General features: G+C 54.3%; 12 protein-coding genes. 8 read left to right on the top strand and 4 right to left on the bottom strand.

Annotation, left to right across the window (positions count from 1 at the left end; translation table 11 throughout):
* Positions 1–58: 58 nt before the first annotated feature.
* From HUE57_RS15565 to HUE57_RS15555, 3 genes are all read right to left on the bottom strand, one after another.
* Positions 59–832 carry an ABC transporter permease gene (locus tag HUE57_RS15565; protein ID WP_078482794.1) on the bottom strand — a complete coding sequence of 258 codons (774 nt, stop codon included), beginning with the start codon at positions 830–832 and terminating at the stop codon, positions 59–61.
* Positions 829–1,755, bottom strand: a complete 927-nt coding sequence (locus HUE57_RS15560) for an ABC transporter ATP-binding protein (RefSeq protein WP_078482795.1) — start codon at positions 1,753–1,755, stop codon at positions 829–831. The genes HUE57_RS15565 and HUE57_RS15560 overlap by 4 nt, the downstream gene beginning before the upstream one ends.
* Positions 1,756–2,637: 882 nt before the next feature.
* A complete protein-coding gene (locus HUE57_RS15555) occupies positions 2,638–4,683 on the bottom strand; it encodes an insulinase family protein (protein ID WP_174673496.1) in 2,046 nt (681 codons plus the stop codon).
* 118 nt (positions 4,684–4,801) lie between these two features.
* On the opposite strand from HUE57_RS15555, the gene HUE57_RS15550 reads away from it, so the two are divergent.
* The 6 genes from HUE57_RS15550 to HUE57_RS15525 all read left to right on the top strand — a co-directional run bounded on the left by HUE57_RS15550 (position 4,802) and on the right by HUE57_RS15525 (position 9,653).
* Positions 4,802–5,569, top strand: a complete 768-nt coding sequence (locus HUE57_RS15550) for a TatD family hydrolase (RefSeq protein WP_078482797.1) — start codon at positions 4,802–4,804, stop codon at positions 5,567–5,569.
* 30 nt (positions 5,570–5,599) lie between these two features.
* Positions 5,600–6,868 (top strand): MFS transporter, encoded by a 1,269-nt coding sequence (locus HUE57_RS15545; protein ID WP_236725630.1) that lies wholly within the window; start codon positions 5,600–5,602, stop codon positions 6,866–6,868.
* 22 nt (positions 6,869–6,890) lie between these two features.
* A complete protein-coding gene (locus tag HUE57_RS15540; RefSeq protein ID WP_078482798.1) occupies positions 6,891–8,126 on the top strand; it encodes an adenylate/guanylate cyclase domain-containing protein in 1,236 nt (411 codons plus the stop codon).
* A 16-nt stretch (positions 8,127–8,142) separates the two neighbouring features.
* Positions 8,143–8,940 carry a tRNA cyclic N6-threonylcarbamoyladenosine(37) synthase TcdA gene (gene tcdA / locus HUE57_RS15535; RefSeq protein ID WP_078482799.1) on the top strand — a complete coding sequence of 266 codons (798 nt, stop codon included), beginning with the start codon at positions 8,143–8,145 and terminating at the stop codon, positions 8,938–8,940.
* A 93-nt stretch (positions 8,941–9,033) separates the two neighbouring features.
* Positions 9,034–9,471, top strand: a complete 438-nt coding sequence (locus HUE57_RS15530; RefSeq protein WP_135622009.1) for a hypothetical protein — start codon at positions 9,034–9,036, stop codon at positions 9,469–9,471.
* Between the two features lie 26 nt (positions 9,472–9,497).
* Positions 9,498–9,653, top strand: a complete 156-nt coding sequence (locus tag HUE57_RS15525; protein ID WP_174673495.1) for a hypothetical protein — start codon at positions 9,498–9,500, stop codon at positions 9,651–9,653.
* Positions 9,654–9,707: 54 nt separating this feature from the next.
* On the opposite strand, the gene HUE57_RS15520 is transcribed toward HUE57_RS15525, so the two are convergent.
* Positions 9,708–9,914 carry a hypothetical protein gene (locus tag HUE57_RS15520; protein WP_174672676.1) on the bottom strand — a complete coding sequence of 69 codons (207 nt, stop codon included), beginning with the start codon at positions 9,912–9,914 and terminating at the stop codon, positions 9,708–9,710.
* Between the two features lie 82 nt (positions 9,915–9,996).
* Here HUE57_RS15520 and HUE57_RS15515 point away from each other — a divergent pair, with 82 nt between their 5' ends.
* Positions 9,997–12,354 carry an EAL domain-containing protein gene (locus HUE57_RS15515; protein ID WP_236860622.1) on the top strand — a complete coding sequence of 786 codons (2,358 nt, stop codon included), beginning with the start codon at positions 9,997–9,999 and terminating at the stop codon, positions 12,352–12,354.
* A gap of 337 nt (positions 12,355–12,691) precedes the next feature.
* Positions 12,692–15,613: a cyclic nucleotide-binding domain-containing protein gene (locus HUE57_RS15510; RefSeq protein ID WP_078482802.1), complete on the top strand. Its 2,922-nt coding sequence runs from the start codon at positions 12,692–12,694 to the stop codon at positions 15,611–15,613.

Genomic DNA, 15,613 nt, shown 5'->3' with positions numbered 1-15,613 from the left:
CGATCCCGGAAACGGGGTCGGCCTTTTTTATTGCGCTGCTGTCAGTTAAATGAGCTGACTAGTTTCGAATGCCGACACCTCGTTTGAGCAGATAGAGCGAGAAGCTGAACAGTGCCACGATAAAGGCGATGATGATGGCAAATGCGGTGACGATGTCGATGTCGCTGATGCCGAGCATGCCGTAGCGGGTGGCATTGATCATGTAGAGGATTGGGTTGAAGAGAGAAAGGTCGCGCCAGATCGGCGGCAGCATCTCGATCGAATAGAAGATACCACCGAGATAGGTGAGTGGCGTTAGTACGAAGGTGGGGATGATAGAGATGTCATCGAAGCTCTTGGCGTAGACGGCGTTGATAAAGCCACCCAGTGAGAAGAGTACGGCCGTTAATACGGCCACTATCAGCGTCACTGCAATATTGTGCATCGGGAAATCGGTGAAGAGTGAGGCGATGATAGCAACGACCAGACCGACCGTCAGACCGCGGGCCACACCGCCGCTGATATAACCGAGCAAAATGACCCAGGCCGGGATCGGTGCGATCAGTACCTCCTCAATGAAACGTTGAAACTTCGATCCATAAAAAGAGGAGACGACGTTGGCGTAGGAGTTACTGATGATGCTCATCAGAATGATGCCAGGTGCGATGTATTCCATATAGGTGGAACCATCGATAGGGCTAATCTGACTGCCGATCAGCGTGCCAAAGATCACAAAGTAGAGCGAGGTGGTGATGATTGGTGGCAGGATGGTCTGTGGCCAGATGCGGAAGAAGCGGCGCATCTCCTTGCGCACCAGTGTCATGAAGGCGACGGTGTAGCTGCGACTGTTCATGGACGATCCTCCCCGGTCTCTACCATGTCGAGAAAGAGCTCCTCAAGGCGGTTGGCCTTGTTACGCATGCTGAGTACTTCGATGCCGTTTTCACCCAGTTCGGCAAAGAGCGGGTTGAGTCCCTGTTCTCGCTGTATCTCGACCTCCATGGTGTGCGGATCAGTCAGTTCGAGTGGATAGCCACAGAGCTGGGGTGGCTGCTCAAGTGGTTCTCTGATATCGAGTACCAGTGTCTCGCGATCGAGTTTGTTGAGCAGCGCCTTCATGCTGCTGTGCTCGACGATGTCGCCCTTATCGATAATGGCGATGTTGCGGCAGAGGCTCTCCGCCTCCTCCAGGTAGTGAGTGGTGAGAATAATGGTGGTGCCACTCTCATTAACCTCACGCAGAAAACTCCACATCGAACGGCGTAGTTCGATATCGACGCCAGCGGTTGGCTCATCGAGAATGAGTAGTTTTGGTTTGTGCACCAGTGCACGAGCAATCATCAGACGACGTTTCATCCCGCCGGAGAGCTGGCGAGGTATATCGCGGCGCTTCTCCCAGAGACCTAGTTTCTTTAATGCGTAGTCGCAACGCTCTCGTGCCTCTGCGGTGGTCAGCCCGTAATAGCCGGCCTGATTGAGTACCACCTCTTCGACTGGTTCAAACATGTTGAAATTGAACTCCTGCGGCACCAGGCCAAGCATGCGCTTCGCATCCATCTCATCCTGTTCGATATCCTTGCCAAACACCTTAACGTTGCCACCGCTCTTGTTGACCAGTGCGGTGATGATGCCAATGGTGGTCGATTTGCCGGCACCATTGGGACCGAGCAGGGCGAAGAAGTCACCTTGCTCGACTGTGAGGTCGATACCGTTGAGGGCGACAAATCCGTTTTTATAGGTCTTTTTGAGACCGCTTATCTCTAATGCCTTGGTCATGTCTGTTCTATTCAGAGGTCAATACGTTCCAGTCCGAGATCGCTCTGACTATCGAGAATAGCGGAGCTGGTGATCACCGCGGTGCTGGCAATTTCAGGTTTTAGGTAAGTTCGGCGCACGTTTGCGAGGTCGCCTCAGTATGTGGCGAGTACCACGCTGACGGCAAACGGCGACGATGCTCGGGTGCGACCAGCAGTGCGCTTCGCATATGAAGCGCAACAAGCGTGCCCACCCGCCGAGTGCCGGTTTGTCATGTAGCCGCCTACCAGCCGGGATCGACGCTTTCGATGAAGTGCGACCGTGATTGTACTCAGAACCAGTCGATGGAGGCAATCATTAAGTCGAGAGTATCTCCTAGGCTGGGTCTCGATCATCAAGTTCAAAACGTTCGCAGTCCTGAGATCGCGTACTAGCGGCGCCGCCGTGGCACCACCCGTTCACGATGGAATCAGGTTGAAATTTGCGCAGGAATCGGCCTAGTTGAACCATCAGTGCGGGGTGCGTCGGTGGGCTGCCAGGTCGCGGCATAGGCCGCGGCAAAATCACCTGGGTTGAGGTTTGTCGAGCTTACCGCACCGCCTGGATCGCCTTCGTGGTCAGAACGTGAGTTGTGATTCGTGCACTACCGCGATAGCGGTGCTACCGGGCGGCGCTTCGATAGCCCAATCGCACCCTTCTGAGTTAGATTCTCCAATCGAGCGCTGGCGCACGTTGAGGCAGCATGTTACGGCAGAACGTGCTCAGGTTGTGCGCAGAACTGCGATAACTTTCAGCCATCCAGCGGTCGTCAGGTCTGGACTCTCGGGATCGAAGCATAGGCGCGGCCAGAGTTGACTGGGCGAGGGCCGCCGCACGCGTCTGCTCGCCTGGCGGCGCGCTCTGTCACCGTCCGTGGCCGTGGCTGGTTACGGACTGCTCCTGATGCAGGCGCTCCTGGCCGACCAGTTCACGTAGTCGTGGTAGTTCATCGAAACGAGCCGTCTCAAGGGTATCGAGTAGTAGTGCTTCGAGTGCTTCGTGATTGCGATTGAGTGCCTTACCGGAGAGGACAAACAGGCTGCGATTGCTATCGAGATCTTCAACACTGCTACGTACCGAGGTGCGCGAACCGATACCGCCCGTGACTGCGGCCTGCAGTGCCTGGGTGGTCAGGTAGTCGCGTCCGCCGCAGCCCACCTCAGTGATGATGTCGCTGAGCATCGGCAGCAGGCCGGAGAGCTCGGGTTCAAGCACTGGTATTTCGATCACCAAATCTTGGTAGACGATGCCGTTGGTGCTGCGAGAGAACCAGGTAGTTGGTGTAGAGCCGACCTGTTGCTCTTCACCCTCGGGTATCGGCAGCTCATCGGGGATGTCATCGAGACCCACCTTGGGTAACACGTCGGGATCATCCTGCTGGTTTTGTCGGGTCTCGAGGTCGGCAGCCAGTTTGATGGTTTCGGCGATTTGATCGCTGTTCATGCGGGTCTTAATGCCAGCTAGGCGCTCGGCCTCAGCCGCTGCACGCTTGCTGCTCAATTCTGTGTCGGGAGCCATTACCAGGCGTACACGGTGCTGATTGTCGAGTAGGGCGCGCACCTCTGATTTAATAAACTCGGGATCTTTAATCTGCTCACGCAGGCGGGTAAGGATCGGGTCGATATCAATAGCCGCTACCGGATCAGCACCGTGCAGGGTAGGACCGAGTGCCTGCAGGATCAGGTGTAGACCGTAGGGGAAGCCGTCGCCGCTGATCTCGCGCTGTGAGAGTTCAAGCTGGTGCAGTACCGCCTCGACCATCTCTTGCTCAACGCCCTCATCGGCGACCTTTTTAAGCACATCCAGAATCAACGCTTCGACCGCCTCGGCCTGCTCAGGGTTGGAACCCTCGATGCCACAGGCGAAGACCATTTCACGATTAGAGTCCTGCGGACCACAGAGGGGCGAGGGTGCAGAACCGAGCTCGGTGGTCTCGAGTACATGACGTAGTGGTGAAGCGCCGTTGTCGAGCAGCACACCACTGACCAGATGGGCGGTCAGTACCTTATCCATGTCGGTGCTCTTATCGAGCAGCCAACCGAGCACTATGTGGGTCTTGTCGCTGGTCTCATCCTCACCATCGAGTGCGTAGTGCTCCTCTATAGTGATCGGCTGTGTATAGCGCTGCTCATCAGGTACATCAATATCGAGTTCCTTGTGGCTGAACTCTTTCAATGCACGCTCCTCAAACAGCGCCTGGTGTTCGTTGGCAGAAATATCGCCAAAGGTCATGAACAGTGCGTTGGAAGGGTGATAGTGATCGGCATGAAACGCCTTCAGCTCCTCGTAGCTCAGATCGGGGATGTTGGCTGGCTCACCACCGCTGTTGTGGTGGTAGGTGATAGTCGGGAAGAGTTCGCGGGTCAGGGTCTGCCATAGAGTGGAGACGGGTGAACTCATCGCTCCCTTCATCTCGTTGAAAACCACCCCCTTGAACTGCAGCTCACTGTTGCCGTTGTCCGCCTCGGCGAATTCAACCCGGTGGCCCTCCTGAGCGAAGTCGAGTCTATCGAGAGTGGGAAAGAAGACCGCATCGAGATAGACCTTGGAGAGGTTGTCGAAATCCTTACGGTTGCGACTGGCAAAGGGGTAGGCGGTCCAGTCGCTGCTGGTGAAGGCGTTCATGAAGGTGTTGAGTGAACGGCGCGTCATCATGAAAAAGGGATCGCGTACTGGATAGTTGCGACTGCCGCAGAGTGAGGTGTGTTCGAGAATATGGGCCACGCCGGTCGAGTCCTGGGGGACGGTCTTGAACCCGACCAGGAAGGTGTTTTGATCGTCATCGGTGGCGAGATGAATATGCTGGGCGCCGGTCACCTTGTGACGATAGATCTCGACTTCGATATTGAGAGAGGGGATCGAACTGTTCTGCACCCACTCGAAACTGGGGTGCGTTTGCGGATTACTCATCGTTAACGGGTTTCCTTGGCGACCGAAAAAGGGGAATTACACCTTACTATTGGGGTGAGCCCAATAGTATACAAGGTAGAGCCTTGGTCGGCTGGGCAATGGACACTACAATAGCGCGATGGATCTGATCGACAGCCACTGCCATATTGACCTGCCAGAATTTGATGCGGATCGCGCCGCGATTCTGCAGCAGTGCCGTGCCTTTGGCATGACCGATATTATTGTCCCTGGAATCAGTAGGGATAGCTGGGATCACCTGCTTGAGGTGAGTGCCGATGAGCCGATGTTACACCCCGCCCTGGGGCTTCATCCGATGGTCATTGAGAGGCATGAGAATGAGCACCTCGATGACCTGGAGCTTTATATCGAAAAGCATCAGCCGTTGGCGATGGGAGAGATCGGTCTCGACTACTATCACAAGGGATCTGACCGGGATCGGCAGCGTTTTCTATTTGAGGCGCAGCTAGAGGTCGCCCGTAACCACGGTCTACCGGTGATACTGCATGTGCGTAAGGCGCATGATGAGGTGCTCGATATGCTGCAGCGCGCCAAGGTACCTGGCGGCATCGCCCACGCATTCAATGGCAGTCTGCATCAGGCCAAACGCTACCTCTCGATGGGATTCAAACTCGGCTTTGGTGGGGCTCTGACCTATGAGAAAGCGACCAAGCTGCGGCAGCTGGTGCGTGAAGTACCACTGAATGCAATTGTGCTCGAGACCGACGCACCCGATATGGCCCCCTATCCGCATCGCAACGAGCGAAACTCTCCGACCAATCTACCGCTGATTCTCGATGCGATGGCTGAGCTACGCAATATCAATCGTGAGGTGTTGGCGCGTATTAGTGCGCAGAATGCACGTCGTATCTTCGGGCTGGCCGGATGACCAGAGTCCCTCGACAGGGAGGTCGTTGAAGTGGCTCTGCAAAAACGACGCGAGGCGATCTCCTGGGCGCTCTATGACTGGGCCAACTCTGCCTACGCCACTACCATCATGGCAGGTTTCTTCCCGCTCTTTTTTAAACAGTACTGGAGTGCGGGTGCGAGCGTAACCGAGAGTACCTTCCGCCTCGGTATCGCCAACTCGGTGGCGAGTCTGGTAATCGTAATACTGGCACCACTATTAGGCGCGATCGCTGACCGCTGTGGGGCTCGTAAACGCTTTCTGCTTACCTTCGCCACGCTGGGTATTTTGATGACTGCGCTACTGCCGTGGGTAGCGCAGGGCGATTGGTGGCTGGCGGTAGTGCTCTATGTACTGGCAACCATCGGCTTCTCCGGCAGTATCAGTTTCTCCGATTCGCTGTTGGTCTTCGTCGCAGATAAGCCCGAGTATGAGCGTGTCTCGGCGCTCGGCTACGCGCTTGGCTATCTTGGCGGTGGCCTTCTATTTGCGGTTAACGTCTGGATGACGCTAAGCCCACAGACCTTTGGCCTGACCGATGCCGCCGAAGCGGTGAAACTCTCATTCTTCACCGTGGCGATCTGGTGGGCGCTTTTCACACTGCCTCTGGCTCGTTATGTCACAGAAACAGATGGTAGCGGTATTGGGGCGCGAGCGGCAGTTGTGGCGGGTTGGTCTCAGTTGCGGGAGACCTTTCGCGAGATACGTGCGCTGCGCAATATCTTTCTGTTTCTGATCGCCTACTGGTTCTATATCGATGGCGTCGATACCATCGTACGCATGGCGGTCGACTACGGTTTGTCACTCGGCTTCGATTCCAATAGCCTGATCGTCGCACTGCTGATCACTCAGGGTGTCGGATTCCCAGCGGCGCTCGCCTTTGGTTGGCTCGGTAGCCGTATCGGCGCGCGTAGCGGTATCTATATTGCGATCGCTGTCTACATCGTGGTGGTGATCTGGGCGGCACAGATGGAGCATGTTAAAGAGTTCTACTTGTTGGCCGTGGTGATCGGTCTGGTGCAGGGCGGTATTCAATCGCTGAGCCGTTCGCTCTATGCGCATATTATTCCCGCCGACAAGTCGGCCGAATTTTTCGGTTTTTATAACATGCTGGGTAAATTCGCGGCGGTACTTGGCCCGGTGATGGTGGGGTGGGCGAGTGCGGTAAGCGGTAGTCCACGGCTCTCGATGTTGACGCTGTTGATCCTGTTTGTGGTCGGTGCGCTGGTGTTGCGCAAAGTAGATGTTGATGATGGTGCGCAGTATGCTCCACGCAGATAAATAGGAAGAGGGTTTCAGAGAGATGGATTTAGATGTCACAGCGCGGCTGAAGGGGACACGCACACGCTACATTGTGCATGAGTTCTTCACCAACACCTTCCATTACCCGCTGGCCAGTATCATTCTGGAGCTGCTGCTGCATGATGCACTCAGCTACCTCTATGAGATCGATCCCTATGTGATTATTTCAGCGGCTGTTATCCAGGCGATGTTCTACGGCAGCTGGCTACATCGTGGGCTTAATCGGCAATTTGTCGGTAATCTGATCGCCCCCGCAATCTATACCCTGTTCGAAGTGTCGCTGGAGGGGATGGAGTTCTTTGAGTCCCCCCACCATATCGCCTACTGGGGTTTTGCTATTGCTATCGGTATTACTCAACAGGTGCGTGACGGTACGGCAAATGAGGAGCTACACGATGCGATGATCATGCTCGAGAGCGTGGTCAGAACCTGCATCTTTCTGGCGCTCTATATGATTCTTGAAGTGCTCAAGGATGGTTACAGCTCCTATGGGGAGTTTATGGCATCGGCCTCGCACCAGTTCGTGGTGATGGTAATTCCGCTGCTGGGCATGGTGTTTGGTTTTGCCAATATCAATACGGAACGCTACCACAACGTTCTGATGCGCACCGCGCAGCAACTGCGGGAATATTCGGAGTGGTTTCTCGGTACTGATTTACTCTCCAAGGCGGTGAACAATCCGGAGGTGCTGAGCCTCAAGCGTCACGAACGTTCGATGGTGTTTACCGATATTCGTGGTTTTACCCGCTGGAGTGAAACCCGGTCTCCTGAAGAGGTAGTCGCGGTGATGAACGCCTACTATGAAGCAGCAGAACCGGTCTGGGTGAAGTACCAGGCGATCAAGGTCAAGCTGACAGCGGATGAAATCATGTTGGTCTTCTCCTCGCCTGAGGCAGCCGCAGAGGCAGCGATTGCGATGCTGGAGGCGGTTCGACCACTGCTTGAAATACATGGGCTCGGTGTGGGTACCGGTATCCACACCGGTCCAGTTGTTGAGGGTGTGATGGGGGGCAATGCGCGCAAGAGCTACGACCTGCTGGGTGATAGTGTTAATACCGCTAAACGGCTCTGTGATAATGCGGAGCTGAATGAGATCCTCGCCTCAACCGATATGTACTACGTGCTCGGTTCCGACTACCTGTTTGGTAATCAACGTGAGATTGAAGCGAAGGGCAAGGCTGAGCCGGTCAAAGTCCGGCCGTTGTTTAGAGGCCTGATTTCGAATGATGTGGTTTGATGGAATCTTGAGTTGAATGAGTACGGAGGTCTATCAGGAACGCTTTGGCGGCATTGCCCGTCTCTATGGTGAACGCGAGGTGGCGTGGCTGGAAGCGGCGCATATCTGCGTGATCGGTATCGGTGGTGTTGGCTCGTGGGCGGTTGAGGCGTTAGCGCGTAGCGGTATTGGTGAGATTACACTGATTGACCACGATGATATCTCGGCCAGTAATAGCAACCGTCAGTTACACACGCTGGAGAGCACCGTCGGACGCTCCAAGGTGGCGGTGATGGCGGAACGGGTGAAGGCGATCAACCCCGAGTGTCGCTGCCACCCGATTGATGATCTGCTGGTTGAGGCGACTATCGAACGTTACCTCGATCAAAATTACGACTACGTGATCGATGCCATCGATTCGATCAGCCATAAGGCGGCGATGATTAACTACTGTCGGCGCAATAAAATTCCCATTATCACCACCGGTGGCGCCGGTGGATTAAGTGATCCAACCGCCATCGAGATCGCCGATCTGAGTAAAACCTATAATGATCCGCTGGCCGCCAAGGTGCGTTCGACGCTACGCAGTCGTTACGGCTATACCAATAATCCGAAACGCCGTTTCAGCGTTGAGTGTGTCTTCTCAAGTGAGCAGCAGGTCTATCCAAAGCCCGATGGATCGGTCTGTCAGCGCAAACCGGGTGTGAAGGGTGCTACGCTCGACTGTAACTACGGTTATGGCTCAGCCACTTTCGTTACCGCTGGCTTCGGATTTGCCGCCGTTTCCCGTGTGATTCGTAAACTGATCGAGCGGCGTATTCGTGAGCTTAAGTAGTGCAATTATTTATCCTTGCCGTCGTGCAGGTGAATCCCTAGTATGGATGCGTAAATTACTGAAGAATATCGGTTTTTGCTAATAAAGATATCCGTGAATTTATTTCGAGTGTCGATTGAGTTTGCTGCGTGCTCGGGAGATGGTGATGGCAGAACGTTTCTACATGCTTTTTTTGGTGTCGCCGTTCTGGCGGGGCTCTATTTTGAGTGGAATGAGTTGCTCTATCTGCTGGTGGCTATCAATCTCATTGAAGGTATAGCAAACCGAGTCATTATAAGAACAGTTGCGGGTGCTACCCATACCTCCGTGGCCGGTGGCATGGTCTGTCCAGCCGTTCATCGTGAACGAGTGATTGATTTCGAGGCAACCCGTGGTTGGCGGCTGGTGATCGGTCTGGTGTTGCTGGTCTCCATCCTGTTCACTGATCAGCTCTGGTATCTAAGCTGGTTTATTGGCTTTGCCGTATTAGGCGCTGGGCTCAGTGGTGTCTGTCCATTGATGTGGCTGCTCTGTTATGTGGGCTTTAAATGAGCGAGTTGTCTTCAAAACAGGATAAATTGCGCCCTGCCTTAGCCGGTCGTATTACCGGTATCGTCTTCTGGGGTCTGGTAGTGGTTGGCCTTGCGATTACCGGTTATCTACTTCAGGAGAGTGAACAGCGACTGGAAGCGCGTTACCAGAGCCTTGCCGATCGCACCTCCTTCCACCGCTGACCGCCATGGAGAGCGAAGTGAGGGCGGTTAGTCCCGATAGTCGACGCCGTCTGCCTATTCGTAGTTGAGAGCGCGAGCGGACGACGAAGAAGATGCAGCAGCGGCTTTATGTCGGCGTAGAGTCACTGAGGGAGTTGTGTAGAGCCGCGAAGAGGTGATTACGCAACGTACGCAGGACGGTCGGGGCGCCGTAGGCATAAACGGTCGCGTTAAGTTTTTGCTGTTTGCTTGGGCTTGGATGCCCAAAACAAACTTTCGCAAAAATAGCGACTCCCGGTTAATGAATTATTTTGGCTCCCCGGAAGAGATTACCCAGGCAAATCTTAATCTGCTGTTCGAGCGAATGTTTGAGCTTGAAGGCGGTATGGCGTTGCAGGGCGTGAAGATAGATGTCGATGGCCTGGTGCTACAGAGCGGTAACGTTGACGTGACGTTGGCCCAGGTGACGCGTCCCATTATTCTGCACGGTCAGCATGGCCTCTATCACCTCGCATCCGAAGTGACGATCTATCTCACGCCATTCGATCAGGTGATCGCACAGGAACGCAAGCAGCTGCTGCTCTCGATGGGGGTTGCCTTCATGTTATTTGGTTTTGTCTTGCAGTGGGTTCTGCAGCGTGTCTTGACAGCCCCCTTTTTCAAAATGGTGGATACCGCAGACCAAATCTCTTCGGGTGATAACACGGCGCGTTTTGATCAACAGCGTGATGATGAGTTCGGTTTTCTGGCCAAGTTTATTAATCGCTCTCTCGATAATCTTACTCAGCAGAAGGATGAGTTGGCAGATATTGTGGTTCGGATTACTGAATCGGAGGCTGCGCTCTACAAGGAGAAAGAGCGGGTTGAGATTACGCTGCAGTCGATTAGTGAGGCAGTAGTTGCTACTGATGCGATGGGCTTAATCGATTTTTTCAATCCCGTTGCTGAGCGACTGACAGGCTGGCAATGTGACGATGCGATCGGTCGGCATGTTGATGAGGTGATTCGACTGGTTGAAGAGGATAGCGGTGAGGGCATGCTCAATCCTATCAGTCAGGCGATGAGTGAGGTGCAGGTGGTGATGCAGGAGAGTGGAAGCTCTCTGATGCGTCACGATGGCACGTTGCTGCCCGTGTCGGAGTCGGCTGCTCCGATTTGCGATCATGAGAATCAGGTGGTGGGTGCCATCATGGTGCTCAAGGATGTTACACCCACGCGCAGGCTCGCCAAGGAGCTCTCCTATCAGGCCTCTCACGATGCGCTGACCGGCCTCTTTAATCGTAATGAATTTGAAGATCGTCTCCAGTCGGCACTTGAACGTGTGCATGAAGGGGAGGGTGAGCATGCGCTCTGCTACATCGATCTCGATCAGTTCAAAGTGGTCAATGATACCTGTGGTCATATGGCGGGTGATGAACTGTTGCGCCAGCTTTCACATCTGCTGGACAAGCAGATGCGTGAACTCGATGTGTTGGCGCGCCTTGGTGGTGATGAGATCGGTGTGCTGCTGGTCAATAGCGATATTGATGAGGCCAGTGAAGTCTCCGAGCGACTGTTACGGGTGATAAACGATTTTCGCTTTGTCTGGGAGGATCGCTCCTTCGAAGTGGGTGCGAGCATCGGCGTAGTGGCGGTCACTGCAGAGAACATCAATGTCTCTGAACTGATGAGTGCCGCCGATGTTGCCTGTTATGCAGCGAAGGATCTGGGGCGCAATCGTGTCCATCTCTATAAACCCGATGACCATGAGATGGCACAGCGTCACGGTGAGATGCAGTGGGTCTCTAGAATTAAGCGCGCTATGGAGGAGGATCGCTTCTGCCTCTATTACCAGCCGATCGTACCGGTCGATCCGGAGAGCGATGCACAGCCCCACTATGAGGCGCTGATTCGACTCAAAGATGAGCGGGGCGATCTGGTGCCGCCGATGGCCTTTATCCCGGCGGCTGAACGCTACAATCTGATGCCGATGATTGATCGGTGGGTGATCCGCACCGCACTCGACTACAAGCTTGAGAGCAGTCTGAAATGTGGTGACTATATCTGTGCTATCAATCTATCCGGTGCGTCGCTTAGCGATGATGCGATGCTCGACTACACCATTGATGCCATTAATAACTCTAAGGTGCCACACGAGGACCTGATCTTTGAGATCACAGAGACGGCGGCGATCTCAAATCTTGAACAGGCCGAGCGATTTATCAACGCACTTCATGAGTTGGGCTGCCGCTTTGCACTTGATGACTTTGGCAGTGGTCTGAGCTCGTTTGCCTACCTGAAAAATCTCAAGGTCGATTTTCTCAAGATTGATGGCTCCTTTGTCCGTGACATGGCAACCGATCCTGTCGATCGTGCGATGGTGGAGGCGATACACCGTGTTGGCCAGTCGATGGGAATCAAGACCATCGCGGAATTTGTAGAGGATGAGGCTATTCTGCAGGCGCTACGTGAACTGGGTGTCGATTATGCACAGGGTTACCACCTGGCGATGCCACGTTCGATGGATGAGTGCGGAGAGTTCTTTGGTGGTTGCTGCCCGATCAAGGGTGACCGGGGAGTCGCTATTTTTGCGAAAGTTTGTTTTGGGCATCCAAGCCCAAGCAAACAGCAAAAACTTCACGCGACCGTTTATGCCTGCGGCGCCCCGACCGTCCTGCGTACGTTGCCTAATCACCTCTTCGCGGCTCTACACAACTCCCTCAGTGACTCTACGCCGACATAAAGCCGCTGCTGCATCTTCTCCGTCGTTCGCTCGCGCTCTCAACTACGAATATACAGACGGCGTCGACTATCGGGGACTAACCGCCCTCACTTCGCTCTCCATGGCGGTCAGCGGAAGAGTGGTTGTGGGTCTTGATTGGTTTGCTGGTAACTATTTGTAATATAAATGTAAAAACGTTTGTTTCGGGCTTTGCGTTCAGATCTGCATAGATAAGATATGTGAACCAGTTCGCCACGGCGTAGGACACGAAAAACTATACTGTTTAGCAGAGAGCGACCGTTTGTGTGTCGCAGAAAATTTAGCTTTCCATGCGGTGTTGGAAAGGGTGGTGGAATCCATGAGTGCATCAAATCAGAGAATTGAAATTAATCAGCTCCGTCATCTAGAGTTGCTTAGGGAGCTGAATGCCGATCGATTACAGGAGCTTGCCGATAAGTCACGCGTAATTGAATTGCTTGCAGATCGTGAGGTGTTTAAACAGGGTGATGTCGATAATCGTACCCTCTATCTGCTCAGTGGTGAGCTCAAGCTGAGTAACAGCAGTGGCGCGACGATGGTGCTTAAGTCGAATCACCAGGCAGCGCACAGTCCCATTGATACCGAGAGTCCTCGGATAATTACCGCGCATACCCGTACAGATGTTCAGCTGCTCAGCATCGATAGTGATCTGCTTGATATGGCGCTTAACTGGGGTGATGACGAGGGTAGCTATGAGGTTGAGGAGATCGACTTCTCCGATGATGCCGACTGGATTTCGCAGTTGCTCTATACCCAGGGACTCCTCAATCTCCCGCCGCAGAGCATTCAGGCACTGGTAACCCGTCTGCAAGAGGTGCCGCTGGCAAGCGGTGATGTAGTGCTCAAGGAGGGTGAAGAGGATGACTTCTACTACATCATCAAGCAGGGGCGCTGTCAGGTCAGTCGCGTTATGCCGGGTGATAGTGAGGCGACCACGCTATGCGAACTGAAAGCGGGTGAGGGTTTTGGGGAGGAGGCACTGATCACTCAGGGTCGTCGTAACGCTACTGTCACCATGATTGAGGATGGTGTGCTGTTAAAGCTCGACAAGAGTGATTTCAACAGCCTGATCGCCAGCTTCCTGGTAGCACAGGTCAACGGTAAAGAGGCACACGAGCTTCTCTCTACCGGTACGGTACTGCTCGATGTGCGTACACCCGAGGAGTATCACCAGAACGGTGTAGGGCGCAGTATGCCGATCGCACTGCTACGTCGTGAGATGAGCCATTTCGATCCGGACCGAAAATATATCGTCGTCTGTGATGATGGCAAACGCTCTGCTGCTGCTGCCTTCCTGATGCGCCGCATGGGAATGAATGTGCACGCCCTGCAGGGCGGGCTCGTCATGCATCGTCAGGCAATTGAGGAGTCGTTGGAGAAACAGGGTGGCAAGAAGGCCGCGCCAACGGCAGCGACCGAGGGCGTTGCCTCACCGGTCAAGACCACCGCTGCGGTACGTGGTGAAGATGAACTGACACTACTGAAGAAGCAGAACCTGCGACTGCAGAATGAGGTTAAGAAAGCAGAGCAGCAGGCCTCAACCGTCAAGAGCCAGCTCGAATCGGCACTCACTCAACAGCTGCGTCAGACCGATGAGAGCAAGCAGGCTCACCGTCGTGTAGCGACAGAATTGGCAGCACTGCGCCAGCAGATGGAGACGATGCAACAGAGTACTGGTGAGGAGGGTGAGACATTCAATCAGCAGCTAGGTGAAATCAAGGGTGAGTTAGAGCAGGCACTGCAGCGAGCCGTTGCGGCAGAAACGACTCAGGGCACTCTTGAGCAGCAAATTTCTCGCCTGCATGACGATATGACTTTGCAACGCAGCGATGCTGAGCAGCGTGCAAACGAACAGAACGAAAATCTTGAAAGAGCGAATGCCCTGCTCGAGTCGCTTAGGCGTGAGCATACCGAAGCGCTCGAGGCACAGCAGTGTGAGATTGAACAGGCGCAGCAGCGTAGTGGGCAGGCTGAATCGGAGCTCAACGCACACAGTGCCACGATCGAGTCTCTCAAGAGCTCCTACGCTGAGAGTGAGCAGAAGCTACAGAATGAGCTACAACAGGCGCGTGAACGTGTGGCAGATGCTGAAAGTGCACTGGCCGATAGAGAAGCATCGCTTGATGCGGTTAAGGGTGAGCAGAGTCAGTCGCTGTCACAGCTCGAAGAGGGTGTTGAGGCTGCGAAGACGCGAGCAGTCGAGGCTGAACGTGCTGCTGAACAGCTCAAAACGAGCCACTCTGATGAACTCGTCAAATTACAGCAAGAGCTTGAGCAGCATCAGCTGCAGTTGAGTGAGAGTGAAGCAGCACTTGCAGTGCAACGTACAGAGATGGAGCAACTGCAGAGCGAACAGCAGAGTGTTATCACCGGTCTCGAGTCTGAACTTGGTGAGATGCGTGAGCGTGCCAATGGTGCGGAGAGCAGGCAACAGCAACTTGAGCAAGATCGAGCCAGCCTCGAGGCAACCATCGCCAGGCAGAAAGATGAGGTTGAACTGAGTCGGCAGCAGTTTGAAGCAGAGCTGGCCGCCGTACAGGAAGAGGTGGTCTCACTCAGAACGCGTATTGCCGAGCTAGGCAATGAGAATGAACGCGTTCGTGTTGAGTTTGAGGCAGAGATTGGCCAGCTAACGGTAGCCCTTGATCACGCACGCCGTGAGAGTGAGCGGCATGCCATCACACTCAGTGAGGCTGAGCAACGTGAGGCTGAGTTGAAACGTGAGCTGGATGAGCAGCAGCGAGCACTCGATGAGATACGCGAGCAGCACAAACATGAAATTGAAACCGCGCTGCTAAAAATCAAGCAGCTTCATGGCGAGAAGGCACAGCTCAGTAACGAACTCACCTCTGTTCAGAGTGAATCGGAGCAGATGCGTAGTCAACTGACTGATGAGAGCGAAGGCAACGCAAGCCAGATGGCAGAGCTGCGTGTGTTGTTCGAACAGTACAAACGTGAGAATGCCAAACTCAAGGCAGAGATTGTGGCGAAGAGTATTGCAGAACAGTCCGCGCCTGCAGACGTCGATGCGCGTTCAGCAGCAAATGCCAGAAGGCGTCGGCATGCAACGCGCACCGCCTCTTCCGCATGGATGCAGCTCTCCAGTGAAAATAATGAGGGCGAGAAGAAGAGCGAGGTCGACTGGAATGAGATGCCAACCTTCGAGATGGGGGCAGAGTACGGCGAAGAGGATGTGCCACCACCGATCGATCCCGGCTGGACACGGATCAAGACCAAGTAG

The sequence above is a fragment of the Candidatus Reidiella endopervernicosa genome (genome assembly GCF_013343005.1).
In the GTDB taxonomy this organism is placed as follows: Bacteria; Pseudomonadota; Gammaproteobacteria.
Note: the sequence above shows the minus strand (reverse complement) of the source record. Positions and strands in the feature narration are given on the sequence as shown.

Excerpts from the sequence above, each read along its gene's own strand:
- HUE57_RS15565 (WP_078482794.1), bottom strand. The coding sequence starts at position 832 with ATGAACAGTCGCAGCTACACCGTCGCCTTCATGACACTGGTGCGCAAG.
- HUE57_RS15560 (WP_078482795.1), bottom strand. The coding sequence starts at position 1,755 with ATGACCAAGGCATTAGAGATAAGCGGTCTCAAAAAGACCTATAAAAAC.
- HUE57_RS15555 (WP_174673496.1), bottom strand. The coding sequence starts at position 4,683 with ATGAGTAATCCGCAAACGCACCCCAGTTTCGAGTGGGTGCAGAACAGT.
- HUE57_RS15550 (WP_078482797.1), top strand. The coding sequence starts at position 4,802 with ATGGATCTGATCGACAGCCACTGCCATATTGACCTGCCAGAATTTGAT.
- HUE57_RS15540 (WP_078482798.1), top strand. The coding sequence starts at position 6,891 with ATGGATTTAGATGTCACAGCGCGGCTGAAGGGGACACGCACACGCTAC.
- tcdA (WP_078482799.1), top strand. The coding sequence starts at position 8,143 with ATGAGTACGGAGGTCTATCAGGAACGCTTTGGCGGCATTGCCCGTCTC.
- HUE57_RS15515 (WP_236860622.1), top strand. The coding sequence starts at position 9,997 with ATGTTTGAGCTTGAAGGCGGTATGGCGTTGCAGGGCGTGAAGATAGAT.
- HUE57_RS15510 (WP_078482802.1), top strand. The coding sequence starts at position 12,692 with ATGAGTGCATCAAATCAGAGAATTGAAATTAATCAGCTCCGTCATCTA.